This is a genomic window from Streptomyces sp. NPDC042259, from assembly GCF_055582085.1.
The window spans coordinates 812,588-838,791 of record NZ_JBVJDW010000002.1 but is presented as its reverse complement, the minus strand read 5'-3'; the positions used below and the strand labels follow the sequence as shown (position 1 = coordinate 838,791).

The window sequence follows — 26,204 nt, the reverse complement described above, 5'->3', positions numbered from 1 at the left end:
ACGAGAGGTGGCCCGGAGTCAGCGGGCGGGCAGCCCGAGAAGCGCCCGGGCCACGGTGCGCGGTGACTCGTCGTGTTCACGGGCGAGCGCGATGACAGCGCGGCAGGCAAGTTCGTTCACGCCGAAACTGAGGGCCTCCGGGGAAACCCAGCGAGCCGCCTCCGCGCTCCCGTCGAGATCGTTCTCGGCGCACGCGGCCACATAAGTGGCCGCCGCCTCGAAGAGATTGTGCTGCCGTTTCGGGGGTGGCGGCACGGGGGACGGCCGACGGCCTTCTTCGCGGCGCTTGCGGAGTTTATGGAACACGCGGATCACCTGCCCCGTGAGCGGCTTGTCCTGCGTCGTACAAGTGTGCCCGCCGGTGGTGGGGTTGAACCGCCGACGCATGCGGGGGCGACCGCCCGGCCGAGCGCCGGTCCGCGCCGCGCACCGCGTCCCGCGGAGCGCCCGTGGCCGGTTCGGGCTTCCGGTCAGCCCGCGCGGACGGCGAGCGCGAGGAAACGGGTGTCCTCGTCGGTGTAGGAGACGAGATCCCAGCCGCCGTCCGCCAGCAGAGGGCGGAGGTTCGGCTCGGCGCGCTGGTCCTGCGGGGCCAGCGCGCGGCCGTGGCGGGCCGCGAGCGCGGCACGGCCGATGGGGTGGAAGAGCGCGAGCCGGCCGCCCGGCCGCACCACCCGGGCCAATTCCCGAAGGCCCGCGGTGGCGCCGGCGAGATGGGCGAGGAGCCCGGCCGCGAAGACCGCGTCGAGAAAGCCGCCGCGCAGCGGCAGCCGTCCGGCATCCGCGACCATCAGCAGGCCGTGGTCACGGCGACCGGCCCGGACGGCCGCGGCCAGCATCGCGGGGGTGAGGTCCGCGCCCAGCACCGTGCCCCGCGGGCCGACGGCCGAACGCAGGGCCGGCAGCGCCCGTCCCGTGCCGCATCCGGCGTCCAGCACCGTCTCGCCGTCGCGCAGGCCCAGGTCGGCGACAGCCGCGTCGTACGCGGGGCCGTCGTCGGGGAACCGGGCGTCCCAGTCGTCGGCGCGCGCTGTGAAGAATTCCCTCACCCGGGCCGGTTCGTTGTTCACGCGATGACTCCTTCGGTGATGCCCTCACTCTCGGCGCATGGGGGCACGTGCCGAGGGCGCCGGTTAGACGGCGGTGTCGGCCGGCGCCCCCACTTTGTCGATACGGACGCGAACCGGCAACTCGCCAAAAGCAAGGCCTGTCCCTGTTCCCCGCGCATTCTCCGCGCCATGTCCCCGTCTTGTGCCAACTGCCCGACAGGTACGTGCCGACGGGCAGGGCGGGTTGCCGACAGGGCGCGGGTGAGTAAGGCTGGCACGGCGGTTACGGGGAAAAACGGAACGGGGAGGCGGGGCATTATGGCAATGGCCAAGGGACTTGACTGGTTGCTGGACGACCTGACCAAGCGCGTGGAGCAAATACGCCATGCACTGGTGTTGTCCAATGACGGGCTCGTGACGGGTGCGAGTGCCGATCTCGCGCGGGAGGACGCCGAGCACCTGGCGGCTGTCGCGTCGGGGCTGCACAGTCTGGCGCGGGGTACCGGCCGGCACTTCCGGGCGGGCAAGGTCCGTCAGACGATGGTCGAGTTCGATGAAGGTGTGCTGTTCGTGACGGCCGCCGGCGACGGGAGTTGTCTGTGTGTCCTCGGTGACGCCGATGCCGATATCGGGCAGGTCGCCTATGAGATGACGCTGCTCGTCAATCGTGTCGGCGAACACCTCAGCGTCGCCTCCCGGCAGCAGGACGGCAGGGGGGAGACCCCGGGCCGCCTCCGTTGACCTGCGACGCCGACCCCGCTCCGGGTTCCGGACCGAAGTTATCCACAGGCTGGACGGGATGTCACCCCTCTCCTCTATCGTCGTCACTGTCAGTGATGAACCGGTGGCGGGGAGGGTGTCATGACGGTGCGACAGTGCGAGGTTCGGGGCACGGCCGAGGACAGCGTCGCGTACGGAAGGGCGGCACGGGAGCTGGAGCTCAAGCCGCGGGAGTTCGAGCTGGCGGTGCAGCTCGGAGACGTACGGACGGTGGCGTCCGGCCCCGGCCGGCGGCGCAGGGTCACCCGGGCGGAGATCGAGCGGCATCGCGGCGTCGACGGATTCCCCGAAGCACTGCGCTCACGGTTGTGGGTGGTCGGCACCGCCGAGGGCGCCGAGCTGATGGGCATCAGCCCGGCCCGCTTCGGCCGGCTCGCCCGGGGCGGTTGCTTCGCTCCCGTGCGCTTCTATGTCAACAGGTATCGAGCCGTTGTCTGGCACTACCTGGCCGCGGATCTCGTCGACTTCGCCGACCGTAACCCCGAGCTTCTGTCCGGCCGCACCCCCGCCCCGTTGCGCACGGCGCTGGAGGAGCGCGAGGACCGTCGCGGGCGATCCTGGCGTGCCCGCAGGCTCGATCAGCTGCTGGCCCAGACCGAGGACCCCTGGGAGCGGGCCGCGGTCACCGCGTCCGTGCTCACCCCCGAAGCCCTGGCCACCATCGTGCCGGACGAGGACGAGCGGGCCTGTCTGACCCTCCTGCGCCCGGCCCTGGTCCCCGCCAGGCCGGACGCGACGGCCGCTCACGACGTGATCGAATCGGTGATCCTGGCGGAGGAGCCCGACGAGATCGAGTGGCATCGCCACCGCCTGGCCGCCGCGTTGGCACGGGCCCGCGCGGCCGGGCCCCCTCCCGCCCCAGGCCCCCGGCCCGCTCCGCCGGTGCCGTTGGTGCCGCGCGCGGTGTCCATGACGGCCACCGACATCGCGGCGGGTGCCGAAACCGCGGCGGACGCGAAGGCGGTGACCGCCGCGGGCGCCGCGAAGAAGCCCGCCGGGCCCGTGCGGCCACGCGGTCTGTGGGCTCGGCTGCGTCGTCGGGCCTGAGGCGCTCCGCATGCCCGGTGTCTCGGGGGTGACCGTTTCAGGTGATCTTGCGGAACAACCCCTCCTGCATCACGGACACGACGAGTCTGCCCTCGCGGTCGAAGATCTGCCCCCGGGCAAGGCCCCTGGCGCCCGTGGCGATGGGCGACTCCTGCTGGTAGAGGAACCACTCATCGGCGCGGAAGGGCCGGTGGAACCACATGGCGTGGTCGAGTGAGGCCATGTCGAAGCCGCGTGGCCCCCAAAGCGGCTCGACGGGGATGCGCACCGCGTCCAGAAGCGTCATGTCGCTCGCGTAGGTGACGGCGCAGTTGTGGACGAGGGGATCGTCGCCGAGCGGTCCCACCGTCCGCATCCACACGGCACTGCGCGGCTGCGCTGCGGAGAGTTCCCGTGCCGTCCAGCGCAGCCGGTCCACGTACCGGATGTCGAAAGCCATGCGCCGTTCCATATGACGCAGGGCGCTCGGCAGCTCCCCGAGGTGCTCGCGGATCTCGTCCGCGAGCCGCGGCAACTCCTCGGGGCCGGGCACCCCCGGCACGGCCACCTGATGCTCGAAACCCGGCTCGGCCTGATGGAAGGAGGCGGTGAGGTTGAAGATCGTACGGCCCTGTTGGACGGCCACCACGCGCCGCGTGGTGAAGGAACGCCCGTCGCGCACCCGCTCCACCTGGTACACGATGGGCACGCCGGGCCGCCCCGGGCGCAGGAAGTACGCGTGCAGGGAGTGCACGGGCCGCTCGCGGTCCGTGGTCCGGCCGGCCGCGACCAGCGCCTGCCCGGCCACCTGCCCGCCGAACACGCGTTGGAGCGACTCGTCCGGGCTCCGGCCCCGGAAGATGTTCAGGTCGATCTGCTCCAGGTCGAGCAGATCGACCAACCGGTCGGCGGGACTGGACATCGGTGCTCCTTCACTTCCGGGGCGCGCCACGCGGGCGGCGCCTCGGAGGCTACAGCTGACCGACCTCCATCACCCGTACCACCGCGCGGCCCTCCTCGTCCGAGGCGGCGAGATCCACCTCGGCGGAGATGCCCCAGTCGTGATCGCCGTTCGGGTCGGCGAACGTCTGACGGACGCGCCACAGCCCGTCCTCCGGCTTCTCCTCGATCCGCAGCAGCTTGGGACCGCGTGCGTCGGGACCGGTACCCAAGTCCTCGTACTCGTCCCAGTAGGCGTCCATGGCCTCGGCCCAGCGGTCCTCGTCCCAGCCGGCCTCGGCGTCCATCTCGCCCAGCTCGCCGACCTTGTCCAAAGCGGCCAGCTCGACCCGGCGGAACATCGCGTTGCGCACCAGCACCCGGAACGCGCGCGCGTTGGCGGTGACCGGCTTGACCTGGTCGGCGCGCTCCTGCGCCTCCTCGGCGGTCTCGTTCTCGGGATTCGCCAGCTGCTCCCACTCGTCCAGCAGGCTGGAGTCGACCTGCCGCACCATCTCGCCGAGCCAGGCGATCAGGTCCTCGAAGTCGTCGGACTTGAGGTCGTCCGGGACGGTGTGGTCCAGCGCCTTGTAGGCGCTCGCGAGGTAGCGCAGCACGATGCCCTCGGTCCGTGCCAGGTCGTAGAAAGAGGTGAATTCGGTGAACGTCATCGCGCGCTCGTACATGTCACGGATGACCGACTTCGGCGAGAGCGGGTGGTCCCCGACCCACGGGTGGCTCTTACGGTAGACGTCGTAGGCGTGGGACAGCAGCTCTTCCAGCGGCTTGGGGTAGGTGACGTCCATGAGCCGCTCCATGCGGTCCTCGTACTCGACGCCGTCCGCCTTCATCACGGCGATCGCCTCGCCGCGTGCCTTGTTCTGCTGCGCCGCCAGGATCTGCCGCGGGTCGTCCAGCGTCGACTCGACCACCGAGACCATGTCCAGCGCGTACGAGGGCGACTCGGGGTCGAGGAGTTCGAAGGAGGCGAGCGCGAAGGTCGACAGCGGCTGGTTGAGCGCGAAATCCGACTGCAGGTCCACCGTCAGACGCACGATCCGGCCCTCGGCGTCGGGCTGGTCGAGCTGCTCGACGACACCGCCGTCCAGCAGCGAACGGTAGATGGCGATGGCCCGGCGGATGTGCCGCAGCTGATTCCTGCGGGGCTCGTGGTTGTCCTCCAGCAGACGGCGCATCGCCTCGAAGGCGTTGCCGGGCCGCGCGATGACCGACAAGAGCATCGTGTGCGTGACCCGGAAGCGCGAGGTGAGCTGCTCGGGCTCCGAGACGATCAGCTTCTCGAAGGTGTTCTCGCCCCAGTTGACGAAGCCCTCCGGAGCCTTCTTGCGGACCACCTTGCGGCGCTTCTTCGGGTCGTCACCCGCCTTGGCCAGAGCCTTTTCGTTCTCGACCACGTGCTCGGGAGCCTGCGCCACGACGAGACCGGCCGTATCGAAGCCGGCCCGCCCGGCCCGCCCGGCGATCTGGTGGAACTCCCGGGCCCGCAGGGTCCGCACCCGCTGGCCGTCGTACTTGGTGAGCGCGGTGAACAAAACGGTGCGGATCGGTACGTTGACCCCGACACCGAGCGTGTCCGTGCCGCAGATGACCTTCAGCAGACCCGCTTGCGCCAGCCGTTCCACCAGCCGCCGGTACTTCGGCAGCATCCCGGCGTGGTGCACACCGATTCCGTGGCGCACGTAGCGCGAGAGGTTCCGGCCGAACTTGGTGGTGAAGCGGAAATTGCCGATCAGCTTGGCGATCTCGTCCTTCTCCTCGCGCGAGCACATGTTGATGCTCATCAGCGCCTGGGCCCGCTCCACGGCCGCCGCCTGCGTGAAGTGCACGATGTACACCGGTGCCTGCCGCGTCTGGAGCAACTCGGTCAGCGTCTCGGTCAGCGGCGTCGTGCGGTATTCGTAGGACAGGGGCACCGGCCGGGTCGCGGATCGCACCACCGAGGTGGGGCGGCCCGTGCGCCGGGTCAGGTCCCCCTCGAACCGGGACACGTCGCCGAGCGTCGCCGACATCAGAACGAACTGCGCCTGCGGAAGCTCCAGCAGCGGGATCTGCCACGCCCAGCCCCGGTCCGGTTCCGCGTAGAAGTGGAACTCGTCCATGACGACCTGGCCGATGTCGGCGTCCTTGCCGTCCCGCAGGGCGATGGAGGCGAGCACCTCGGCCGTGCAGCAGATGACGGGCGCGTCCGCGTTGACCGAGGCGTCACCCGTGAGCATGCCGACGTTCTCCGTGCCGAACAGCTTGCACAGGTCGAAGAACTTCTCCGAGACGAGGGCCTTGATCGGCGCGGTGTAGAAGGTCACCTGGTCGTTGGCGAGCGCGGTGAAGTGCGCGCCGGCCGCGACGAGGCTCTTGCCCGAGCCGGTCGGTGTAGACAAGATCACGTTCGCCCCGGAGACCACCTCGATCAGCGCCTCCTCCTGCGCGGGGTACAGCGAGATGCCCCGCTCCTCGGCCCAGGTCGAGAAAGCTTCGAAGAGGGCGTCGGGATCGGCATTGCTCGGCATCTGATCGATAAGGGTCACGCCTCCATACTGCCTGGCCCCGGGCCGGATCAGGGAACCGGCCGGTCGAACGGTGATCATCCGGGCGCTACGCTGAGTGGCCGACCGGGCGTCAGAAGAGCGGGACGTCGTCAATCACAGGGCCAATTGAGGTGGAACGACCATGATGGGACCGGCGCACTCGCTTTCGGGAGCCGCCGCCTGGCTCGGAGTGGGCGCGGCGGTGGCCGGCGCCGGCCACCCGATGCCCTGGCCGGTGCTCGTCGCCGGGGCCCTGATCTGCGCGGGTGCGGCGCTCGCCCCCGACCTCGACCACAGATCCGCGACGATATCCCGTGCGTTCGGCCCGATCTCGCGCTGGCTCTGCGAGATCATCGACAAGCTCTCGCACGCCGTCTACAAGGCCACCAGGACCCAGAGCGACCCGCGGCGCAACGGCGGCCACCGCACCCTGACCCACACCTGGCTGTGGGCGGTGCTGATAGGGCTCGGCGCCTCGGCACTGGCGATGACCGGTGGCCGCTGGGCCGTCCTCGGCATCCTCTTCGTCCACCTGGTGCTCGCCGTCGAAGGGCTGCTGTGGCGGATGGCACGGACCTCCAGCGACGTCCTGGTCTGGCTGCTCGGCGCGACCAGCGCGTGGATCCTCGCCGGTATCCTCAACGAGCCGGGCAACGGCGCCGGCTGGCTGTTCGGCGACCCGGGCCAGGAATACATGTGGCTCGGTCTGCCGATAATCCTCGGCGCGCTCGTCCACGACATCGGGGACGCGCTCACCGTCTCGGGCTGCCCGATCCTGTGGCCCATCCCCATAGGCCGCAAGCGCTGGTACCCGCTCGGCCCGCCGAAGGGCATGCGCTTCCGGGCCGGCAGCTGGGTGGAGATGAAGGTGCTCATGCCCGCCTTCATGGTGCTCGGCGGATTCGGCGGGCTGGGCGCCCTGGGCTATATCTGAGCGTCCCGGGACACCGGCTCCGACGCGGTGGGTCCCCGGCCGCATGGCCGGGGCACCGCGTCCTCACCGGGGGGCTACTGGTGCCAGGAGCGCCACAGAGCCGCGTACGCGCCATCGGCCGCGACCAGCTCGTCATGGCTGCCCAGCTCGCTGATCCGGCCGTCCTCCGCCACCGCGATCACATCCGCGTCGTGCGCGGTGTGCAGCCGGTGCGCGATGGCCACCACCGTCCGGCCCTCCAGCACCTTCGCCAGCGACCGTTCCAGATGCCGGGCAGCCCGCGGGTCCAGCAGCGAAGTCGCCTCGTCCAGCACCAGGGTGTGCGGATCGGCGAGGACCAGCCGGGCCAGCGCGATCTGCTGCGCCTGGGCCGGGGTGAGCGTCAGACCACCCGATCCGACCTCCGTGCCGAGCCCGTCCTCCAGCGCCCGCACCCAGCCGTCGGCGTCCACCGCGCCGAGAGCCGACCACAGCTCACCGTCCTCGGCCGTCGTACGCGCCAGCAGCAGGTTGTCACGCAGCGAACCCACGAAGACGTGATGTTCCTGGTTGACCAGCGCCACATGCCTGCGCACCCGTTCCGTGGGCATCCGGGCCAGCTCGGCACCGCCGAGGGTCACCGCACCGGAGCGCGGCGCGTAGATCCCCGCCAGCAGCCGGCCCAGGGTCGACTTGCCCGCACCCGACGGCCCGACCAGAGCCACCCGACTGCCGGGCCGGACATCGAGGGACACGCCGTGCAGGACATCGCTGCCCGCCGCGTAGCCGAAGCGCACCTCGTCCGCCTTGACGTCGCGCCCCACCGGGCTCACCCGCTCGTCCGCGCTCTCCGGCTCGATCTCCCTCACCCCGACCAACCGTGCCAGCGACACCTGGGCGACCTGCAGCTCGTCGTACCAGCGCAGGATCAGTCCGACCGGATCGATGAGCATCTGCGCGAAGAGCGCCCCCGTCGTCAGCTGGCCCACCGAGATCCAGCCCCACAGGACGAAGACGCCCCCGAGGATCAGCACCGAGCCGAACAGCAGGGCGTGCGTCACATTGATCACCGGAAAGAGGACCGAGCGCAGCCACAGGGTGTAGCGCTCCCATTGGGTCCACTCGGAAACCCGCTGATCGGAGAGGGCGACCCGACGCCGACCGAGCCGGTGGGCCTCGATGGTCCGCCCCGCGTCCACGGTCTCCGCGAGGGACGCCGCGACCGCGGCATACCCCGCGGCCTCGGAGCGGTAGGCCCCGGGAGCCCGCCGGAAGTACCAGCGGCAGCCCACGAGCAGCACCGGCAGCGCGACCAGCACACCCAGCGCGAGCGGTGGCGCGGTCAGCGTCAGCGCGCCCAACAGCAGCGTCACCCACACGAAGCCCACCGCCAGCTGGGGCACGGCCTCGCGCATGGCGTTCGCGAGCCGGTCGATGTCGGTGGTGATCCGCGACAACAGGTCACCGGTCCCGGCCCGTTCCAGCACCCCCGGCGGCAGCGCCACCGACCGCACGAGGAAGTCCTCGCGCAGATCCGCCAGCATCCGCTCGCCCAGCACCGCCCCACGCAGCCGCACCATGCGCACGAACAGGGTCTGCACGGCCAGCGCCACCGCGAAGAACGAGACGACACGGCCCAGGTGCGGATCCTCCTCGCCCGACGACAGGTCCTCGACCAGCCCGCCCAGCAGATACGGCCCCACCATCGAGGCGATCACCGCGATCGCGTTGACCGTCACCAACAGGACGAACGCCGTTCGATGCCTGCGGAGCAGACCGCTCACATACGCCCGCACCGTCGCGGGCCTGCCGACCGGCAGAGTCGTCGCCGACTCCGGTGCGGCCGGGTCGTACGCCGGTGGCGCCACGCCGATCATGCCGACTCCTCGATGTGCTCGGTCCGCTTCAGCTCCGCGAACTCCGTGCCCAGCTCTTCGTCCGTCTCACGGGTGACCACGGCGCGGTACGCGCGGTGCTCCCGCAGCAGTTGGCGGTGCGTGCCCACCGCGGCGACCCGGCCGTCGCGGACGAACACCACCCGGTCGGCCCGGTCGAGCAGCAGCGGGCTGGAGGAGAACACCACCGTGGTGCGCCCCTGTCGTATCTCCCGCACCCCGTCCGCGACGCGTGCCTCGGTATGCGAGTCGACCGCCGAGGTCGGCTCGTCCAGCACCAGCACCTCGGGGTCGGTCACCAGCGACCGGGCCAGCGCCAACCGCTGCCGCTGCCCGCCGGACAGGGAGCGGCCCCGCTCGGTGATCCGGGTCCGCATCGGGTCGCCGGAGTCGTCCGCCGAGACCTGGGCGAGGGCGGCCAGCACGTCCGCGCACTGCGCGGCGGCCAGCGCCGCGCCGGCGTCGACCGCTCCCGAAGAGGGCACGTCCAACAACTCCGCGAGGGTCCCCGACATCAGCACGGGGTCCTTGTCCTGGACCAGGACCGCGGCCCGGGCCGCCTCCAGCGGCACCCCGTCCAGTGCCACCCCGCCGAGCAACGCCGACGGCGTCCCCTCCGCCTCCTCGGCCGGATGCCCGCCCAGCCGGTCGGCGAGCCGGCCGGCGACGTCCGGATCGCCGCACACCACCGTGGTCAGCGACCCGGCGGGAGCCAGCAGCCCGCTCGTGGGGTCGTACAGGTCGCCGGCGAACACCGCCCCGGCATCTTCGTGCGCCGAGGGTTCGGTTCGCCGCAAGGCGAGGACCCGGGCGGCGCGCTGTGCGGACGGCCGGGAGAAGGAGTACGCCATGGCGATCTCCTCGAACTGACGCAGGGGGAACAGCAGGAACGTCACGACGCCGTAGACCGTCACCAGCTCGCCGACGCCGATCCGGCCGTCCTGGGCCAGCCCGACCCCGTACCAGACCACCGCGATCAGCAGCAGCCCCGGCAGTGCCACCTGAACCGCCGCGATCAGCGCCCACATCCGGGCGCTGCGCACCGCCGCCTCGCGCACCTCTTGCGAGGCACGGCGGTACCGGGTGAGGAACAGCTCCTCACCGCCGATGCCGCGCAGCACCCGCAGCCCCGCCACTGTGTCCGACGCCAACTCCGTGGCCCGGCCCGCCTTCTCACGCTGCTCGTCGGCCCGCTTGGTCGCGTGCGGCAGCAGAGGCAGCACCGCCAGGGTCAGCACGGGTACACCGATCGCGATCACCACGCCGAGCGCGGGCTGGTAGACCACCAGGGCCACGCACACCGCCACCGTCGTGACCGCCGCGGAGGCGAAGCGCGACAGGGCCTCCACAAACCAGCCGATCTTCTCGACGTCACCGGTCGACACCGCGACGACCTCGCCCGCTGCCACGCGTCGGGTCAACGCCGATCCCAACTCGGCCGTCTTGCGGGCCAGTAGCTGCTGCACCCGCGCCGCAGCGGTGATCCAATTGGTCACGGCCGTGCGGTGCAGCATGGTGTCGCCCAGGGCGGTCAGAGCCCCGAGCAGGGCCATCAGACCGCCGGCCATCGCCAGACGGGCGCCGGACCGGTCGACGACGGCCTGCACCGCGAAGCCCACGGCCACGGGGAACACGGCCACCGCCGCCATGTGCAGAACACCCCACAGCATGGCCTTCACTTGGCCGGACAGCTGATGGCGCCCGAGCCAGAGGAGGAAACGCGGCCCGGATCGGACATCCGGACTGCCGGGATCGGTATAGGGAAGGTCGCGTATCTGCATGACGTCCCAGGGTCGGGGGTGGCGAGGCGGGAGAAGTGAAAGGTTCGCGTTCCAGGAGTGCCGAATTCAACTGGTTTTCCGCGCGGTCGACGGATCAGGCCAAAGAGGCTCTGGCGCGCCGCGGTACGGCACGCTTCACTCCTGCCCCATGAGACCGAGACGACTGCTTCTCGCGCTGTGTGCCGCGGCCGTCGGCCTGACGTTGGGCGTGAGCCCCGCCGCGGCCGCGGAACCGCCCCCCGAGTTCGGCACCGACTGGCACGACCCGGTCACCGCGACACCGCCCGTGGCCACCCCCGACACCACCTCGTGCGAAGTGACCGTCGCCGAGACCGAGTTCCGCGACTACACGCCCTACAAGAGCACCTACACGCCCCCCAAGGGATGCGGCGACCGCTGGAACAAGGTCGTCCTGAGGCTCGAAGGATCCGTCGCCGGACGGCAGTACGACCGCCTGGGCTACCTCCACATCGGTGGTGTGGAGGTTCTGCGCACCTCCACACCGGAACCCTCACCCGAGGGCATCGCCTGGAACGTGGAGAAGGACGTCACCCGCTACGCGGCGGCCCTGCGTTCCGACCAGCCCGTCGAAATGCTCATCGGCAACCTCGTGAACGACACCTACACCGGGGTCATCAAGATCAAGGTGACCCTCACCTTCTACGCGGCCGAGGGCCGTGTGCGCCCGGCCCGTACCCCCGACAAGGTCCTGCCCCTGGACGGGGCGCACAACGAGGGCGGCGTCCACGAAGGACGGCTGACCACCCCGCTCAACAGCGAGCGGATCGTGGCCGAGGTGTACGCCACCGGCTCGGGCGGCGGCTGTGAGGAGTTCTGGTATCTCACCGTGCCCGACGCGGCCCCCTACTCGTGCAAGGCCGAGGACGGCCCGTACCGCGAGGTGCGGGTCTCGGTGGACGGCCGGCTCGCCGGGATCGCCGCGCCCTTCCCGACCGTGTGGACCGGCGGCTGGTCCAATCCCTTCCTCTGGTACGTCATACCCGGGCCGCGCGCCTTCGACGTCCGGCCCGTGGAGTACGACCTCACGCCCTTCGCCGGCCTGCTGAACGACGGCAAGCCGCACCGCGTCACCGTATCGGTCACCGGGGTGCCGCAGGGGCAGAGCGGCTGGAGCACCCCGACCAACATCCTGGTCTGGCAGGACGCCAAGGCCACCCGCGTCACGGGTGCGCTCACCACACACAAGGCGGCGGATCTCGCCGACACCACGGTGTACCGGCCCGGTGCGGAGCACCGGCTGACCTCCGAGGGCGGGCACTCCCTCACGGTCGCGGGGTACACGGACACCTCGCACGGCCGGGTGACCACCACCGTCGCCCGGAGGGTCGCCGGCACCTCCGTCCACCGGTGGACCGACCGTGAGACGACGGACGCGTTGCGGGCCCGGTGGAACGACGACGAAACGGTGACGGTCGCCGGACGCGGCCCCGCGACCACCACCGAGACCCATCGCGTCTACCGCATGGACGGCGAGACCACCATCGGCACAGGGGACCGGCTGCGCACCGTGATGACCATGGGCGACCGGGCGGACACGGTCACCCTGCGTGGCACCAGCCGCCTGGGGTGGTCCCGGATGGACGACACCTACACGGGTGACGCCGCCTACAACCAGAACGTGCCGCGCGAGCAGCGGCACGCGACGGGCGTCTCGCGCGAGCGCTACCGCTTACACGGCCCGGGAGTCTGCTACGCCCGGACCCTGGCCACGGCACAGGGAGCCCTGACCGAGGACCGGCAGGGCTGCTGAGCGCTCATCCGGGGGCGGGTTCACGGGGGCTCGAACGCCCCGTGGGCCCGCCCCGCTCGTCCGCCGGGCGGCGGGCCCGTGCGCCGGGCCGTCCGGCGCAGGGTCAGCAGTCGCGCTCCGGACCCGCCATCAGTTCGTTCAGCAGACTGCCGAGCACGCTCCGCTGTTCGGTGCTCAGCGGGGCGAGTATGTCCTCCACGGCCGCCCGCCGCGCCTCACGCAGCGCGCGCAGCGTCGAACGGCCCTGGTCGGTGATCTCGATCCGGATGACCCGGCGATTGGAAGGGTCCGGCACCCGCCGCACCGTGCCGTTGGCCTCCAGCGCGTCGACCAGCGTGGTGACCGCCCGGGGTACGACTTCGAGGCGCTGCGCCAGATCCGCCATGCGCGGGGGTTCCTCGTAGTGCGAGACGGTGCGGAGCAGCCGGGACTGGGCGGGCGTGATGCCGACCGGGTCGAGGTAACGCTTCTGCGCGCGGTGGAGCCGACGGGTGAGGCGCAGCAGCTGCTCGGGGAGTTGCCCGGACGTATCGGGAGCGGTCATGATCAATAGAATACCAGGACAGAGGTCATTGTGAGCTTAGGTAACAGTGAGCTATGCTCGGTCAACGTGAGTGGATTCCCCTCCGCTGTCCCGCCCTCCTCGCTGTCCCGACCTCTCTGAAGGAGCCCATGCGTCACGACGAACCGGACTGGACGCCCCCACCCGCGGACCCGGAGCAACCCGCGCAACTGCGCCGCATCCTCCGCCTCTTCCGCCCCTATCGCGGCCGCCTCGCCCTTGTCGGGCTGCTCGTCGCCGCTTCCTCACTCGTCTCGGTGGCCTCCCCGTTCCTGCTGCGGGAGGTCCTCGACGTCGCCATCCCCGACGGCCGCACCGGTCTGCTGAGCCTGCTGGCCCTCGGCATGATCGCCACGGCGGTCGTGAACAGCGTGTTCGGCGTTCTGCAGACCCTCATCTCCACCACGGTCGGCCAGCGCGTCATGCACGATCTGCGGAGCGCGGTCTACGGCCGGCTCCAGAGCATGCCGCTCGCCTTCTTCACCAAGACCCGCACCGGCGAGGTGCAGTCCCGCATCGCCAATGACATCGGTGGCATGCAGGCGACCGTGACGTCCACCGCCACGTCCCTGGTCTCCAACCTCACCAGCGTGATCGCCACGGTCGTGGCGATGCTCGCCCTGGACTGGCGCCTGACCGTCGTCTCGCTCCTCCTCCTGCCGGCGTTCGTATGGATCAGCCGTCGCGTCGGCCGGGAGCGCAAGAAGATCACCTCCCAGCGGCAGAAGCAGATGGCGGTCATGGCCGCCATGGTCACGGAATCGCTGTCCGTCAGCGGGATCCTGCTCGGTCGCACGATGGGCCGAGCCGATTCCCTGACCAGGGACTTCGAGAAGGAATCCGAGCGACTGGTCGGGCTTGAAGTACGGGCGAACATGGCCGGGCGGTGGAAGATGTCCGTCATCGGCATCATCATGGCCGCCATGCCCGCCGTCATCTACTGGACCGCCGGAATGGCCCTGCGGACGGGCGGGCCCGACATCTCGATCGGTACGCTGGTCGCCTTCGTCTCCCTCCAGCAGGGGCTTTTCCGCCCCACGGTCAGCCTGCTGTCCACCGGTGTGCAGATGCAGGTCTCCCTGGCCCTCTTCCACCGCATCTTCGAGTACCTCGACCTTCCGGTGGACATCGCCGAGCCCGAGAAGCCGGTGCGGCTGGAGAAGATCCGCGGCGAGGTCCGCTTCGACTCCGTCTCCTTCTCCTACGACCCGTCGGCCGAGACGCTCTCGGGCATCGACCTGACCGTCCCGGCCGGCAGCAGCCTGGCCGTGGTGGGGCCGACCGGTTCGGGCAAGAGCACGCTCAGTTATCTCGTCCCCCGCCTCTACGACGTCACCGGCGGCCGGGTGCTGATCGACGGCGTCGACGTCCGCGATCTCGACTTCGACACGCTCGCCCGCGCGGTGGGGGTGGTCTCGCAGGAGACCTACCTCTTCCACGCTTCCGTCGCCGACAATCTCCGCTTCGCCAAGCCCGACGCGACGGACGACGAGATCAGGGACGCCGCGCGGGCGGCCCAGATCCACGACCACATCGCCTCCCTGCCCGAGGGCTACGACACGGTCGTGGGAGAACGCGGCTATCGGTTCTCCGGCGGCGAGAAGCAGCGCCTGGCCATAGCCCGCACCATTCTGCGTGATCCGCCCGTGCTGGTGCTGGACGAGGCGACCAGCGCGCTGGACACCCGGACCGAGCACGCCGTGCAGGAGGCCCTCGACGCCTTGTCCAAGGGGCGGACGACGATCACCATCGCGCACCGGCTGTCCACGGTCCGCGACGCCGACCTGATCGTCGTCCTCGACGGTGGCCGTATCACCGAGCGCGGCACCCATCAGGAACTCCTCGCGGACGCGGGCCAGTACGCCGCGCTCGTCCGGCGCGACACACGGCTCACGGCAAGGGTCTGACCCCTCCCGGCGCGATCCCGGGCCGACGGCTCCCGCCGTCAACCGGTAGCCGCGGTCGTCGGGGTGCCGGAGACGGCGTGTGCCGCTACCGCGGGCCCGGCTCCGGGGAAGCCGGGAACTCGGCCCGGATCGCGGCCGTATGCTCCCCGGCGGCGGGCACCGCACCCATGGCCGCTTCCCTGCCCCGCACCTCGACGGGCGGTAGCAGACCGCGCAGCGGTCCCGCGGGCGAGCCGAAGTAACGCCAGCGCTGACGCGCCGTCAGCTGTGGATGGTCGGCGAACTCCCCGACGGTTCGCAGGCGGGCGTTGGCGATGCCCGCGCCGTCGAGGAGCGCGAGGAGACCGTCCGCCGTATGACAGGCGAAGGCCGTCTCCATGACGGCCGTCAGCTCGTCGTCATGCGCCCGGCGCAGCGGATTGTCGGCGAAGCGCGGGTCGCGGACGAGTTCGGGCTGTCGCAGCACCTGTGTACACAGGGCCACCCACTCCCGGTCGTTCTGCACACTCAGGAACACGCGGGCGCCGTCCCCGCACGCGTAGTGCCCGTAGGGGGAGATGGACGGGTGGCGGGCTCCGCTGCGGGTGAGGGGCGCGCCTCCGTAAGCCTGGGCGAAGTACGGGTGCCCCATCCACTCGGCGAGCGCGTCGAACAGGGAGACCGACAGCGCCGAACCCCGGCCGGTGCGCTCGCGTTCGTACAGGGCGGTCAGTATGCCCGTGTAGGCGTACATCCCACCGGCGATGTCGGCGATGGATATGCCCGGACGGGCCGGGGCGTCGGGGCCGCCGGTGATCGACACCAGCCCGGCCTCGCACTGGACGAGCAGGTCGTAGGCCTTCTTGTCGCGGTAGGGGCCGTCGGGGCCGTATCCGGAGAGATCGCAGGTGATCAGGCGCGGATCACGGGCGCGGAGCGTCTCGGCACCGAGGCCCAGCCGGTCGGCCGCCCCGGGTCCGAGGTTCTGGACGAACACGTCGGCGCGGGCCAGAACGCGGTCGAGCAGCGACCGGTCCGTGGGGTCCTTGAGGTCGAGGGCGACGCTCTCCTTGCCTCGGTTGACCCAGACGAAGTAGGCGGAGAGCCCCTTGACGCTTCGGTCGTAGCCACGGGCGAAGTCACCAGGCCCCGGGCGTTCGATCTTGATCACGCGCGCGCCCAGATCCGCGAGCTGACGGGTGGCGAAAGGCGCGGCGACGGCCTGCTCGAGGGCGACGACGGTGATGCCGTGCAGGGGCAGTTCCATCACTCCTCCTTTATCGCAATTGATCATATGACCGGCCCCGCGTCCGGCGGAGGAGCGGAGGTCACATCGGCCGTGGGTCGCCGTCCACCAGGATCACTTCCAGGGTGCGCGGTCCGTGGACGCCTTCGACCCGCTCGAGTTCGATGTCGCTGGTCGCGGACGGACCCGAGATCCAGGTCAGCGGCCGCGTGGGAACCAGCCTCTCCAGGGCCTGCGGCACCGAGTCCACGACCTGGTCGGCGATCCGCACCACGCACACATGGTGGTCGGGCACGAGCGAGACGCGGCGGCGGCCCTGGTCCGGGCCCGCGTCGAGGACCACCGTGCCGGTCTCGGCGATGGCCAGCGCGCAGCCGGTGACGACGCTGTCCACGGTGTCCAGCTCCCGCGCCGTCAGGGCCGCGGAGTCGGGCACCGCTTCCACGTGTGCTTCGGCGAGCCACCCGCCCGGCAGTCCGGCCGGTACGACCACACGGCGGCTGCCCCGCGCGGTGAGCAACCGTCCCACCAGGGGCGGCAGTCCGGCCGGGTCCGTGCGGTGCACGACGGCGCGGTAATCCGCGAGGTTCCCGGCGAGGAGGTCGACGGATTCGGCGGGGGTCCGCTCACCGTGTGCGCGGAGGTAGTCGCGGACGACGCGGTGGTCGCGCGGGCGCTCGTGGCGCGGTACGTCCGTCAGCGCGCGCCGGATGCGTCCCAGGACGCGTTCCCGGCTCGCGCCGCCGCCGGCACCGCCCGGAACGGCACTCATGACACGTGTCCCGGGGGCGGGTTGAGCGCCGGTCCGCCGCGGGTGCGGGCCCACCAGTCGCGGAACGACTCGGCGGGCATCTCGGGCAGCTCCCGGCTGTCGGTCCAGGCACGGCCCGGCCCGGGCAGCCGGCGCGGGTGGAAGCGGCGGGTGCGGGCGGCGAGACGCTGACCGTCGCGGAGCGCGGCGGGATGATCGAGGACCCAGCCGGCGGTGCGCATCAGCGCACGCTCGGCGGCGTGCCGCTTGGCCGGCCGGATGACGGTCCTCGTGCCCCGGACGGTCACCTCGCCGCCCTCCACGACCCGCTCGCGCAGATGGACCAGGACCTCCGGGATGTCGATGGCGACCGGGCAGACCTCGTAACAGGCACCGCACAGGGAGGAGGCGTAGGGAAGGGACTCCTCCAGCGGGGAGGCCAGGCCGCGCAACTGCGGTGTGAGGATCGCGCCGATCGGTCCGGGGTAGGGCGAGCCGTACGCGTGCCCGCCGGCCCGCTCGTACACGGGGCAGACGTTCAGACAGGCCGAGCAGCGGATGCAGCGCAGCGCCTGGCGGCCGGTCCGGTCGGCGAGCGTGTCGGTCCGGCCGTTGTCGAGCAGCACCAGATGGAAGGCGCGTGGACCGTCCTCCGCGGTGGTGCCCGTCCACATCGAGGTGTACGGGTTCATGCGTTCGGCGGTCGAGGAGCGGGGGAGCAGTTGGAGGAAGACCTCCAGGTCCTGCCAGGTCGGCACGGTCTTCTCGATGCCGACCACCGAGATCAGGGTCTCGGGGAGGGTGAGGCACATCCGGCCGTTGCCCTCGGATTCCACGACGACGAGGGTGCCGGTCTCGGCCACCATGAAATTGGCCCCGGAGATCGCGACCTTGGCGTTCAGGAACTTCTCGCGCAGATGCAGCCGGGCGGCCTCGGCGAGATCGGCGGGACGGTCTGTCAGCCCTTCCGGCGCCGGGCGCCCCCACCGCGCCATCCGGTCACGGAAGATGTCACGGATCTCGCCGCGGTTCCGGTGGATGGCGGGGACCAGGATGTGCGAGGGCAAATCGTCGCCGAGCTGGACGATCAGCTCGGCGAGGTCGGTCTCGTACGCCCGGATCCCGGCGTCGGCGAGGGCCGCGTTGAGGCCGGTCTCCTGGGTGACCATGGACTTGACCTTGACGACCTCGCGCTCGCCGGTGGCCCGCACGAGGTCGGTGACGATGCGGTTCGCCTCGGCGGCGTCGGCCGCCCAGTGGACGGTGCCCCCGGCCCGGGTCACGTTCTCCTCCAACCGCACCAGGTAGTGGTCGAGATGCCGCAGGGTGCGGTCCTTGATGGCGGCTCCGGCGGCACGCAGCCGCTCCCAGTCCTCCAGCTCGGCGACGGCCGCGGCGCGCTTGGCGCGGATGGTGTGCGTCGCGTGGCGGAGATTGGCGCGCAGTGCGCTGTCACGGGTGGAGACGGCGGCGGCCCGGGGGAACGCGGGCATGCCGAGGTACGTCGTGGGGGCGGAGCCGCCCGCCGGGCCTCCGGAACGGCTCACAGGGCGCTGCCTTCCGTGCCGGCGAGGATCTCCGCGATGTGCACGGTGCGGACGGCGGAGCCGGCGCGGGCGAGTGTGCCGCCGATGTGCAGAAGACAGGAATTGTCGACCGCGCACACGGCCGCCGCACCGGTCCCCGCCAGCGCGCGGGCCTTGTCGGCACCCATCGCGGCGGACACGGCGGGGTTCTTGACGGCGAAGGTGCCACCGAAGCCACAGCACTCCTCGGCCCCGGCGGGCTCCCGCAGTTCGATCCCCCGCACCTTCTCCAGTAGCCGTAGCGGGCGGTCACCGAGACCCAGCACCCGCAGCCCGTGACAGGTGGGGTGGTAGGTGACGGTGTGGGGGAAGTACGCCCCGACGTCCGTCACCCCCAGGACGTCCACCAGGAATTCGGTCAGTTCGTACGTCTTGGCCGCTGCGGCCGCCACCTTGGACATCACGTCACCGCGCCCCTCGGCGGCCGCCTTCGCGGCGATCCGCGGGTAGTTGTCGCGGATCATCGCCGCACAGGAACCGGAGGGGGTGACCACGTGGTCGAAGCCCGCGAAGGCAGCGGCGTAGCGGCGTACCAGGGGCTCCGCCAGGTGGCGGTAACCCGTGTTGAACTGGGGCTGGCCACAGCAGCTCTGTGCCATGGGGAAGTCGACCCGGACGCCGAGGCGCTCCAGCAGGGTGACGACGGCCTGGCCGGTGCGCGGGTAGAGCGTGTCATTGACACAGGTGACGAACAGCCCCACGCGCATGATTCCTCCTCGCGCGGCTCATACTGCCGCAGCGAGCGAGTGCTGTGAAGGGCCGCCAGGGTGGTCGACGTGGCGGTCGGCCGGTGCGCCGGCCGGTTCGTCACCGGATCCGGCCAGCAGTGACCGGATCTCCCGTACGGCCTCCCGGCCCGCCCGGTTGGCGCCGATGGTGCTGGCCGAAGGCCCGTAGCCGACCAGGTGCACGCGGGGGTCGCGGGCCGCCCGGGTGCCCACGAGGCGGATGCCGCCGCCCGGCTCGCGCAGCCCGAGCGGTGCCAGGTGGCCGACGGCGGCGCGGAAGCCGGTGGCCCAGAGAATGACGTCGGCGGCGATACCGCGGCCGTCGGCCCATGTCACACCGGTGGGGGTGACACGGTCGAACATCGGCAGCCGGTCGAGCACGCCCGCGGCCCGGGCCCGTTCCATGGCCGCCGTCATGGGCAGCCCGGTCACGGACACCACACTCGCCGGCGGCAGTCCCCGCCGTACCCGTTCCTCGACCCGTGCGACCGCCTCCCGCCCGCGTGCCTCGTCGAAGGGGCCCGCGCGGAAGAGCGGAGGGCGCCGGGTCACCCAGGTCGTCTCCGCCGCCACCTCGGCGATCTCCATCAGATGCTGCACAGCCGACGTGCCGCCGCCGACGACCACGACCCGCTGTCCGGCGAAGGTGTCCGGCCCCGGGTAGTCGGCCGTGTGCAGCTGCCGGCCGCGGAAGGTCTCCTGGCCGGGGTAGCGGGGCCAGAACGGGCGGTCCCAGGTGCCGGTCGCGTTGATCAGGGCCCGCGGTGCCCACACGCCCTCCGACGTCTCGACCCGCAGCCGCCCCCGCGGCCCCGCACGCACCGCGCTCACCTCGACCGGGCGGCGCACGCGCAGATCGAAGGCGTCCTCGTACTCCGCGAAGTACCCGCCGATCACCTCGGAGGAGGGCCGGGAGTCGTCCGCCCCCGTCAGCTCCCTGCCCGGCAGCGCGTGCATGCCGTGCACCTTGCCGTAGGTCAGCGACGGCCAGCGGAACTGCCAGGCACCGCCCGGGCGGGGCGAATGATCAAGGACGACGAAGTCCCGGTCCGGCTCGTAGCCCGCCCGGCGCAGGTGGTACGCCCCGGACAGGCCCGCCTGCCCGGCGCCCACCACGACGACCTCGACCTCACGCGCCACAGTTTCGTTCACGATTCCACTAACAGTGGCGGTACGCGTTCCCTTCCCGCTGCTGTCCGGCCGCTCCCGCTGCCGCCACCCCTGCCCGACCGGGTCGCGGGCGTTGTCGGCGGGCAAGATGGAGGCATGACCGAAACGTTCCGTACGCATGTCCTCGACGTCTCCACCGGCTCTTCGGAGACCGTGTACGACCTCACCCGCGACTGCGAGGAGTTCCTGGACGCCGTGGCCGCGGGCCGTGACGGCCTGCTCAATGTTTTCGTCCCGCACGCCACTGCCGGAGTCGCCGTGCTGGAGACGGGCGCGGGCAGTGACGACGACCTGCTCGCCGCGCTGCGGGATCTGCTGCCGGCCGACGACCGCTGGCGGCACCGGCACGGGAGCCCCGGCCACGGCAGGGACCATGTCCTTCCGGCGCTCGTGCCGCCGCACGCGACGCTGCCCGTCCTCGGCGGAAGGCTGGAGCTGGGCACCTGGCAGTCCGTGTGTCTCGTGGATACCAACCGGGACAACCCGGACCGCCAGGTGCGGCTGACCTTTCTCGGCTGACGCTTGTCGACCGGCTGCCCGGCGGCCGGTCACCCCACGTCAGCCGGGTGTCAGTCCTTCTGGGCCGACGCCGGCAGCTGGCGCAGCTTCACCGGGGTCTTGGTGTTGAAGGCCCAGTCGAGCATCTTCGTGGCGTCCGCGTAGCGGTTGGCATCGTTGAGGATGACGCCCACGACCGTGCGACCGTTTCGCTGGGCGGCGAACACCAGGCACGGCCCGGCCACGGAGCCCGTGCCGGTCTTGATACCTATCGCGCCCTTGTACGAGCCGAGCAGCTTGTTCGTGTTGTCCCAGTAGTAGGTGCGATTGATGTTCGCGGCCTTCTGCTGGGTGCTGGTCGACTTGACGACCGTGCCGAACGTGCTGTTGGCCATCGCGTGGCCGGCCAGCTTCGCCGTGTCGCGCGGCGTCGTGTAATTGGCGCCGGCCGCCGATATGCCGTCGAAGGAGTCGTACTTGGTGTTCTTCATACCAAGGGCGGCGGCCTTCTTGTTCATCTTGCCGATGAACGACTTCGTGCGCGCGGCCTCGGTGCTGCCGCTGCCGAAGGAGTCGGCGAGCGCGTACGCGGCGTCGCACCCGGAGGGCAGCATCAGGCCGTACAGCAGCTGCCGCACCGTCAGCTTGTCACCCACGCGCAGGTCCGCCGTGCTCGCGCCGTTACGCGCGACGTAGTCACGGTAGGACTGCTTGATGGTGACCAGCTTGTTGAGGTTGACGCCACTGGTGTCCAGGACGACGGTCGCCGTCATGACCTTGGTGGTGCTGGCCATCTGGCGCTTGGTGTCGGCGTCCTTGGACCACAGCCGGCTGTTCTTGCCGGTGTCGAGCAGGAACGCGCCCTGAGCGGTGACTCCCGAGGGGCCCGCGGCGGCCTCGGCGGTCGTCGCCGGGAGCACGACGGCGATCGCCGCGGTCGACGCGACGAGCGCCGTTCCCCACCGGCGCACCGGTCTTCCCCCATTTCCAACCATGTACATCCCCTTGTCCTCGCTTGTTGAGATGAGCGAGCAGATAATCCCACCTATGCGGGGGAGGGGAGACATCGGGGCGCCTCTACGCAGAATTGGCGGCCCGTCAGAACCCGGTCAGGCGGACCGGTGCGCCGCCCGGCCCACCGATTCCACCAACGGCACCATCCGGTAGGGCACGCGCTCGCGCAGCACCACCTCGGTACGCGTGCGCACCACCCCGGGCAGCTGGACCAGCAGCTGGATCACGTCCTCCAGGTGCGCCGCGTCGCGCGCGACGACCCGGGTCATCAGATCCCCGCCCCCGGTGATCGAGAACGCCTCGATGATCTCCGGCACCTCGGTGAGCGCGTTCGCCACCGTGTCCAGATGACCCTGGGTGACCTCTATGTGGACGAACGCCAGCATGGGATGACCGAGCGCCGCGGGGGACAGCCGCGGTCCGGTGCCGGTGATCACGCCCTCGCGCTCCAGCCGGTCGAGCCGGGCCTGCAGCGTGCCGCGCGCGATGCCCAGCACGCGCGCGTACTCCCGCACGCTCGTCCGGGGCTGCTCCAGCAACAACCGCAAGATCTTGGCGTCCAGCGCGTCCACCGCCATGAGCCGACGGCCTCCTTCTGGTCATCGTTCCCGGCTTGGCACTGTACCAATGGTCCGGCTTGCCGAGGACGTGCTGAGCCATTGAGGGGACCTGCTGAGCCATTGAGGCTCCAGAACGAAGCCCCCCGGCCGGGCGGCGGTGCCCGGATCGGTGGCGATCACGCGAGCCGGTTGTCACGTCAGCCGGTGAACCCCGGCACCACCAGACCCGATTCGTACGCGATCACCACCGCGTGGGTCCGGTTCTGCGCGCCGAGCTTGGTCAGCACGTTCCCGACGTGCGTCTTCACCGTCTCCAGGCTCACCCTGAGCGACAGGGCGATCTCCGGGTTGGACAGCCCCGTGGCCATCGACCGCAGCACCTCCTCCTCCCGCTCCGTCAGCGCCGCCTTCGGCAACGCCCGGGCACCGTCCAGCGGGCGGGCGGCGACCATCCGGCGCAGGGCCGCCGGGAAGACTCCTACGGAACCTACCTCGGCGCCGTCTACACGCAGATGTTCCCCCGGCGAACCGACCGATTCGTGCTGGACAGCGCAGCCGACCCCGCGCGGTACGGGCGGAGCATGGTCCGGGCGATGGCGGAGAGGGCCGAGCCCGCCTTCACGCGATGGACCGAATGGGCTGCCCGGCGGCACACGACGTACGAACTGGGCCGTACCCCGACCGAGGTCGGCACGACGTTCTGGGACCTCATCGCCCAGGCCGACCGCCAACCCATCGACTACGGCGGGACACTCCTCACCGGTGACGCCATCCGCGCCCAGCGCGCCACGTTCTCCCGCGTCCAGAAGGCCGCCACATGGATCACCGAGCTGAAGAGGGCAGCCGAGGGCAAGAAGCCGGATCCGTCCGGCACGCCCGAGCAGACCCCGGGCCCCTCCGGGCCGGCGTCCGCCCATGACGTCCCCCCGGACAACGAAACCGCGAGCGTCTGGGCTGCCCTCTGCGCCGACACCCGCACGTCGTGGCCGCGCGACCCCGAGCAGTTCCGCCGCGACGCGATCCGCGACAAGGCCCGGTATCCGCTGTCCGGCGATTTCGACTCCCACATCAAGCCGTGTGCCTTCTGGAAGCCGGGCAGCGAACCCCGGACCACAGTGACCAACAGGGTCCCCGCACTCATCCTGCAAAACGAGTGGGACCCCGTAACACCCCTGGCCGGCGGCCAGGCCATGCACCGGGCCCTGCGCGGCTCCCGGATGGTCACCGTCACCGGCGGAGAGGGTCACATCGTCCACGGCACCAACTCCTGCGCGGACAGGAGCGCCACGGTCTACCTGACCACGGGCAGGCTCCCGGCCAAGGACCTGACCTGCCGGGCGTCTGCCGGGCAGTAGGCGGAATCCCGCATGCCGCCGTGCGTGCCCCCGGCTCGTCCCGGCCTCCTCGTGCCGGCGTACTGAGGCGCCCACGAGCGTGGTGCGTACCGGGGGCGGGGCGTGTCGGAAGGCAGCGGGGCGAGCAGCCACATCGTGCGCCCTCGCGGCCTTCTCGCGGTGTCCGAGTGCCGCCGGACGGGCCGGTGCGCGTCTGGACGGGAGGGGTGGCGCATGTCGTTATGAAAGGAGTGGCCGAGCCCGTTCGCGAGAGTGCCGCGTGGGCACGGCCCCCCTGCCCGCGCGTGCCGGCCGGGAAGAGCCGGCGCAGAAGAAGGGGCCAGTCATGACCACCCGCTCGAAGGGCCGCCGCCGAAGCGGCCTCATCCGTTTCATCGGCGACGTCCTCGATGACGCGAAGGACTTCACCGACGAGTGTCTGGACCGGGCACGCGATCTGGAGTACGACCTGCGCAAGGCGGCGAGCAACGCTGTCCGGCCCGACGAGGACGACGACCACCGGCCGCCCGCCCGTACCGGCCACGCGGGCACCCGGCAGGTGGCGGCCGACAAGAGCCCCCGGACCTGACGGGCCCGGGTGCGTTGATGCGCGATACCGCGCCGCGCCGCGAGCCGCCCGGGCCGGCCCGGGAGGCTCGTGAGCTGAGCCGCCACCACGACGGCTCGCTGCACGACACCACTGCCCACCGGCCCGTCTCGCTCGGCGAGCTGGCGGATGACATCCGCGCAGGCGCCACTTTTCGGGCGCGGGACGCGGCCACGGACCAGGACTGCACCTACCAGGTCCTGGCCACCGTCCTCGGCGCAGCGCTTTCCTGGAAACTCGCCCCCTTCGGGCACGGGGCCGTGCCGTCCGCGACGATTGCCACCCTTCTGGCGCCCGGGCGCGGCTGAGGCGGCGTTACGGGCAGCTGTCGGCGGCGCCGTCCGGCAAGCCGTGTTCCACCGGTCCGGCACCGGGGGAGGGGGAGCGGGAGGTGAGCGGCGTGCCGTCGCATACGGCCACGGGCCGGCCGAACGATGTGGCGTCGTCCGGCGGCACGTCGCCCGGGAGCGGCCGGCGGTGGCACGGCGACGTGGGGTCGACGGCGGGCGACGGTTCGTCCCGCGCACCACTGCGGTCCGGTGGGATCTCGCCGCCCGCGGTGGCGCCGGGTGGCAGGCTCGGTGGTGTGACGGAGCGCGGGGAGAGGGCGTCCTGGCTGTTCGCCGAGGGCGTCGGCGGGGCGTCGCGTGCCGGGGCGGGCGCGGTGGCGGGCGGTGGGTCCCGTCGCGTCGCGCCAGGGGACGGGACAACTGCGGTCCGGGAGGGCGACGCGGCGGAGGCCATCGGCATGGCCGGACCGCTCCTGCCGGGTGCCGGTGACGGGACCGCGGGCGGCCGCTGCGGGACGGGCTCGACGTACGTGGTGCTGAACGAGGCGCATCCGGTAACCGTCGCCAGGGACATGGCGGTGAGCATGCGTCGTAAAACGTTGCGGCGAAACGGCACCAGGGAACTCCTTTGCTCGGGACGGCTCTTCGGCCTCCTCGTTGCGAGGGGGTAGCGGGCCTTTGCCCGGCCGCGGGGCATGGGGCAGGGCCGAGGGCGGGTACCGAGTCGGCTACCTGCCGTCACCTGAGGAGCTGAGCACGCTCATGAACGTCTTCAGTCCGGTGAAGAGAGTGATGGCCGCCCGCCAGACGGCCAGGATCGCGTGGGCCGTGGCGACGGGAGCCGTCGCGATGAAGAACAGGACGATGATCACGACCAGCCAGAAGAAGAGACCGCGGGGACGCGACAGCAAGGGCCTTACCCTTCGTGGCGGGCGGGATCGGGCGGGCGGTGTGTGCCGGGCTCACGTCCTTCTGCCGCTTCGGGCGCGGGACTCAGTCGGGGTGTGGGCGGCGAGGGAGGACGCCCGGGGCCGACGGCCGTCGCTCCCGTCCGCCGGACGGCGCGGCGGCTTCGGCCGCTTGGAGGCATGGGCCGTGTCCGGAAAGCAGCGCCGTACGCCCGCAGGGCGCGGCCCGGGGCGCCGGCGGCTCCGGGCACCGCTGCCCCGGGGCCTGCCCCTGGACAGCCGTCCCGGCACCCGTGCGAACGAGCGCGGCCACGGGCCACATCCCCTTCCACCACGTCGGTACAGCCGCCCGGCGAACCCCTGC

General features: G+C 71.4%; 25 protein-coding genes and 1 pseudogene. 9 read left to right on the top strand and 17 right to left on the bottom strand.

From position 1 onward, the window contains the following. Positions 1–18 precede the first annotated feature (18 nt). Together ACZ6MA_RS08120 and ACZ6MA_RS08115 are read right to left on the bottom strand one after the other, a co-directional pair. Positions 19–315: a hypothetical protein gene (locus ACZ6MA_RS08120; RefSeq protein ID WP_469432292.1), complete on the bottom strand. Its 297-nt coding sequence runs from the start codon at positions 313–315 to the stop codon at positions 19–21. A 155-nt stretch (positions 316–470) separates the two neighbouring features. Then, a complete protein-coding gene (locus tag ACZ6MA_RS08115; RefSeq protein ID WP_469431991.1) occupies positions 471–1,070 on the bottom strand; it encodes a class I SAM-dependent methyltransferase in 600 nt (199 codons plus the stop codon). Between the two features lie 297 nt (positions 1,071–1,367). Here ACZ6MA_RS08115 and ACZ6MA_RS08110 point away from each other — a divergent pair, with 297 nt between their 5' ends. Together ACZ6MA_RS08110 and ACZ6MA_RS08105 are read left to right on the top strand one after the other, a co-directional pair. Continuing rightward, on the top strand, positions 1,368–1,790 hold the full coding sequence (locus tag ACZ6MA_RS08110; protein WP_469431990.1) for a roadblock/LC7 domain-containing protein: 423 nt from the start codon (positions 1,368–1,370) through the stop codon (positions 1,788–1,790). Positions 1,791–1,910: 120 nt separating this feature from the next. After that, positions 1,911–2,876, top strand: a complete 966-nt coding sequence (locus ACZ6MA_RS08105; protein WP_469431989.1) for a DUF6397 family protein — start codon at positions 1,911–1,913, stop codon at positions 2,874–2,876. A gap of 37 nt (positions 2,877–2,913) precedes the next feature. Here ACZ6MA_RS08105 and ACZ6MA_RS08100 read toward each other — a convergent pair whose 3' ends face one another. Together ACZ6MA_RS08100 and ACZ6MA_RS08095 are read right to left on the bottom strand one after the other, a co-directional pair. Then, positions 2,914–3,777, bottom strand: a complete 864-nt coding sequence (locus tag ACZ6MA_RS08100; protein ID WP_469431987.1) for an acyl-CoA thioesterase — start codon at positions 3,775–3,777, stop codon at positions 2,914–2,916. Positions 3,778–3,826: 49 nt separating this feature from the next. After that, on the bottom strand, positions 3,827–6,340 hold the full coding sequence (locus tag ACZ6MA_RS08095) for a DEAD/DEAH box helicase (RefSeq protein ID WP_469431985.1): 2,514 nt from the start codon (positions 6,338–6,340) through the stop codon (positions 3,827–3,829). 142 nt (positions 6,341–6,482) lie between these two features. Here ACZ6MA_RS08095 and ACZ6MA_RS08090 point away from each other — a divergent pair, with 142 nt between their 5' ends. Then, positions 6,483–7,274, top strand: a complete 792-nt coding sequence (locus tag ACZ6MA_RS08090) for a metal-dependent hydrolase (RefSeq protein WP_469431983.1) — start codon at positions 6,483–6,485, stop codon at positions 7,272–7,274. A 74-nt stretch (positions 7,275–7,348) separates the two neighbouring features. Here the strand turns inward: ACZ6MA_RS08090 and ACZ6MA_RS08085 are convergent, their stop codons facing one another. Together ACZ6MA_RS08085 and ACZ6MA_RS08080 are read right to left on the bottom strand one after the other, a co-directional pair. After that, on the bottom strand, positions 7,349–9,130 hold the full coding sequence (locus ACZ6MA_RS08085) for an ABC transporter ATP-binding protein (RefSeq protein WP_469431982.1): 1,782 nt from the start codon (positions 9,128–9,130) through the stop codon (positions 7,349–7,351). Beyond that, entirely contained in the window at positions 9,127–10,929 is a 1,803-nt protein-coding gene (locus tag ACZ6MA_RS08080; RefSeq protein WP_469431981.1) for an ABC transporter transmembrane domain-containing protein, read from the bottom strand. The genes ACZ6MA_RS08085 and ACZ6MA_RS08080 overlap by 4 nt, the downstream gene beginning before the upstream one ends. Before the next feature lie 148 nt (positions 10,930–11,077). Between ACZ6MA_RS08080 and ACZ6MA_RS08075 the strand changes: the two genes are divergently transcribed. After that, positions 11,078–12,700, top strand: coding sequence for a peptide-N4-asparagine amidase (locus tag ACZ6MA_RS08075; protein WP_469431979.1), 1,623 nt, complete (start codon positions 11,078–11,080; stop codon positions 12,698–12,700). Between the two features lie 103 nt (positions 12,701–12,803). On the opposite strand, the gene ACZ6MA_RS08070 is transcribed toward ACZ6MA_RS08075, so the two are convergent. Then, the gene (locus ACZ6MA_RS08070) at positions 12,804–13,244 is read right to left on the bottom strand and encodes a MarR family winged helix-turn-helix transcriptional regulator (RefSeq protein ID WP_469431977.1); all 441 of its coding nucleotides are present in this window, start codon (positions 13,242–13,244) and stop codon (positions 12,804–12,806) included. Positions 13,245–13,372: 128 nt separating this feature from the next. Here ACZ6MA_RS08070 and ACZ6MA_RS08065 point away from each other — a divergent pair, with 128 nt between their 5' ends. Continuing rightward, complete coding sequence (locus ACZ6MA_RS08065; RefSeq protein WP_469431976.1) at positions 13,373–15,169, top strand: ABC transporter ATP-binding protein; 1,797 nt, start codon at positions 13,373–13,375, stop codon at positions 15,167–15,169. Between the two features lie 85 nt (positions 15,170–15,254). On the opposite strand, the gene ACZ6MA_RS08060 is transcribed toward ACZ6MA_RS08065, so the two are convergent. The 5 genes from ACZ6MA_RS08060 to ACZ6MA_RS08040 form a co-directional block, all read right to left on the bottom strand. Beyond that, positions 15,255–16,415 (bottom strand): CaiB/BaiF CoA transferase family protein, encoded by a 1,161-nt coding sequence (locus tag ACZ6MA_RS08060; protein ID WP_469431974.1) that lies wholly within the window; start codon positions 16,413–16,415, stop codon positions 15,255–15,257. Between the two features lie 61 nt (positions 16,416–16,476). After that, the gene (locus tag ACZ6MA_RS08055; protein ID WP_469431973.1) at positions 16,477–17,166 is read right to left on the bottom strand and encodes a LutC/YkgG family protein; all 690 of its coding nucleotides are present in this window, start codon (positions 17,164–17,166) and stop codon (positions 16,477–16,479) included. Further along, positions 17,163–18,638: a lactate utilization protein B gene (locus tag ACZ6MA_RS08050; protein ID WP_469432291.1), complete on the bottom strand. Its 1,476-nt coding sequence runs from the start codon at positions 18,636–18,638 to the stop codon at positions 17,163–17,165. Before ACZ6MA_RS08050 ends, ACZ6MA_RS08055 begins: the two co-directional genes overlap by 4 nt. Before the next feature lie 50 nt (positions 18,639–18,688). Continuing rightward, positions 18,689–19,438 (bottom strand): (Fe-S)-binding protein, encoded by a 750-nt coding sequence (locus ACZ6MA_RS08045; protein WP_469431971.1) that lies wholly within the window; start codon positions 19,436–19,438, stop codon positions 18,689–18,691. An 18-nt stretch (positions 19,439–19,456) separates the two neighbouring features. Beyond that, positions 19,457–20,611 (bottom strand): NAD(P)-binding domain-containing protein, encoded by a 1,155-nt coding sequence (locus ACZ6MA_RS08040; RefSeq protein WP_469431969.1) that lies wholly within the window; start codon positions 20,609–20,611, stop codon positions 19,457–19,459. Positions 20,612–20,725: 114 nt separating this feature from the next. Here ACZ6MA_RS08040 and ACZ6MA_RS08035 point away from each other — a divergent pair, with 114 nt between their 5' ends. After that, entirely contained in the window at positions 20,726–21,148 is a 423-nt protein-coding gene (locus tag ACZ6MA_RS08035) for a YjbQ family protein (RefSeq protein ID WP_469431968.1), read from the top strand. Between the two features lie 50 nt (positions 21,149–21,198). On the opposite strand, the gene ACZ6MA_RS08030 is transcribed toward ACZ6MA_RS08035, so the two are convergent. The 3 genes and pseudogenes from ACZ6MA_RS08030 to ACZ6MA_RS08020 form a co-directional block, all read right to left on the bottom strand. Continuing rightward, entirely contained in the window at positions 21,199–22,122 is a 924-nt protein-coding gene (locus tag ACZ6MA_RS08030) for a D-alanyl-D-alanine carboxypeptidase family protein (protein ID WP_469431966.1), read from the bottom strand. 114 nt (positions 22,123–22,236) lie between these two features. Further along, a complete protein-coding gene (locus ACZ6MA_RS08025) occupies positions 22,237–22,719 on the bottom strand; it encodes an Lrp/AsnC family transcriptional regulator (RefSeq protein WP_469431965.1) in 483 nt (160 codons plus the stop codon). Between the two features lie 179 nt (positions 22,720–22,898). Beyond that, positions 22,899–23,219 (bottom strand): annotated as a pseudogene (locus tag ACZ6MA_RS08020) (response regulator transcription factor); the annotation flags it as partial. A 21-nt stretch (positions 23,220–23,240) separates the two neighbouring features. On the opposite strand from ACZ6MA_RS08020, the gene ACZ6MA_RS08015 reads away from it, so the two are divergent. The 3 genes from ACZ6MA_RS08015 (at position 23,241) to ACZ6MA_RS08005 (ending at position 24,950) form a co-directional block, all read left to right on the top strand. After that, positions 23,241–24,056 carry an alpha/beta hydrolase gene (locus ACZ6MA_RS08015; protein WP_469431963.1) on the top strand — a complete coding sequence of 272 codons (816 nt, stop codon included), beginning with the start codon at positions 23,241–23,243 and terminating at the stop codon, positions 24,054–24,056. Positions 24,057–24,381: 325 nt separating this feature from the next. Continuing rightward, positions 24,382–24,624: a hypothetical protein gene (locus ACZ6MA_RS08010; protein ID WP_469431961.1), complete on the top strand. Its 243-nt coding sequence runs from the start codon at positions 24,382–24,384 to the stop codon at positions 24,622–24,624. A gap of 17 nt (positions 24,625–24,641) precedes the next feature. After that, positions 24,642–24,950, top strand: coding sequence for a polyhydroxyalkanoate synthesis regulator DNA-binding domain-containing protein (locus tag ACZ6MA_RS08005; protein ID WP_469431960.1), 309 nt, complete (start codon positions 24,642–24,644; stop codon positions 24,948–24,950). Positions 24,951–24,957: 7 nt separating this feature from the next. On the opposite strand, the gene ACZ6MA_RS08000 is transcribed toward ACZ6MA_RS08005, so the two are convergent. Next, positions 24,958–25,506, bottom strand: a complete 549-nt coding sequence (locus ACZ6MA_RS08000; RefSeq protein WP_469431958.1) for a hypothetical protein — start codon at positions 25,504–25,506, stop codon at positions 24,958–24,960. Between the two features lie 154 nt (positions 25,507–25,660). Further along, positions 25,661–25,843 (bottom strand): hypothetical protein, encoded by a 183-nt coding sequence (locus tag ACZ6MA_RS07995; RefSeq protein ID WP_469431957.1) that lies wholly within the window; start codon positions 25,841–25,843, stop codon positions 25,661–25,663. Positions 25,844–26,204 lie beyond the last annotated feature (361 nt).

Coding starts and splice junctions, on each gene's coding strand:
- ACZ6MA_RS08110 (WP_469431990.1), top strand. CDS start 1,368: ATGGCAATGGCCAAGGGACTTGACTGGTTGCTGGACGACCTGACCAAG.
- ACZ6MA_RS08105 (WP_469431989.1), top strand. CDS start 1,911: ATGACGGTGCGACAGTGCGAGGTTCGGGGCACGGCCGAGGACAGCGTC.
- ACZ6MA_RS08100 (WP_469431987.1), bottom strand. CDS start 3,777: ATGTCCAGTCCCGCCGACCGGTTGGTCGATCTGCTCGACCTGGAGCAG.
- ACZ6MA_RS08090 (WP_469431983.1), top strand. CDS start 6,483: ATGATGGGACCGGCGCACTCGCTTTCGGGAGCCGCCGCCTGGCTCGGA.
- ACZ6MA_RS08085 (WP_469431982.1), bottom strand. CDS start 9,130: ATGATCGGCGTGGCGCCACCGGCGTACGACCCGGCCGCACCGGAGTCG.
- ACZ6MA_RS08080 (WP_469431981.1), bottom strand. CDS start 10,929: ATGCAGATACGCGACCTTCCCTATACCGATCCCGGCAGTCCGGATGTC.
- ACZ6MA_RS08075 (WP_469431979.1), top strand. CDS start 11,078: ATGAGACCGAGACGACTGCTTCTCGCGCTGTGTGCCGCGGCCGTCGGC.
- ACZ6MA_RS08070 (WP_469431977.1), bottom strand. CDS start 13,244: ATGACCGCTCCCGATACGTCCGGGCAACTCCCCGAGCAGCTGCTGCGC.
- ACZ6MA_RS08065 (WP_469431976.1), top strand. CDS start 13,373: ATGCGTCACGACGAACCGGACTGGACGCCCCCACCCGCGGACCCGGAG.
- ACZ6MA_RS08060 (WP_469431974.1), bottom strand. CDS start 16,415: ATGGAACTGCCCCTGCACGGCATCACCGTCGTCGCCCTCGAGCAGGCC.
- ACZ6MA_RS08055 (WP_469431973.1), bottom strand. CDS start 17,166: ATGAGTGCCGTTCCGGGCGGTGCCGGCGGCGGCGCGAGCCGGGAACGC.
- ACZ6MA_RS08050 (WP_469432291.1), bottom strand. CDS start 18,638: ATGCCCGCGTTCCCCCGGGCCGCCGCCGTCTCCACCCGTGACAGCGCA.
- ACZ6MA_RS08045 (WP_469431971.1), bottom strand. CDS start 19,438: ATGCGCGTGGGGCTGTTCGTCACCTGTGTCAATGACACGCTCTACCCG.
- ACZ6MA_RS08035 (WP_469431968.1), top strand. CDS start 20,726: ATGACCGAAACGTTCCGTACGCATGTCCTCGACGTCTCCACCGGCTCT.
- ACZ6MA_RS08030 (WP_469431966.1), bottom strand. CDS start 22,122: ATGGTTGGAAATGGGGGAAGACCGGTGCGCCGGTGGGGAACGGCGCTC.
- ACZ6MA_RS08025 (WP_469431965.1), bottom strand. CDS start 22,719: ATGGCGGTGGACGCGCTGGACGCCAAGATCTTGCGGTTGTTGCTGGAG.
- ACZ6MA_RS08010 (WP_469431961.1), top strand. CDS start 24,382: ATGACCACCCGCTCGAAGGGCCGCCGCCGAAGCGGCCTCATCCGTTTC.
- ACZ6MA_RS08005 (WP_469431960.1), top strand. CDS start 24,642: ATGCGCGATACCGCGCCGCGCCGCGAGCCGCCCGGGCCGGCCCGGGAG.
- ACZ6MA_RS08000 (WP_469431958.1), bottom strand. CDS start 25,506: ATGTCCCTGGCGACGGTTACCGGATGCGCCTCGTTCAGCACCACGTAC.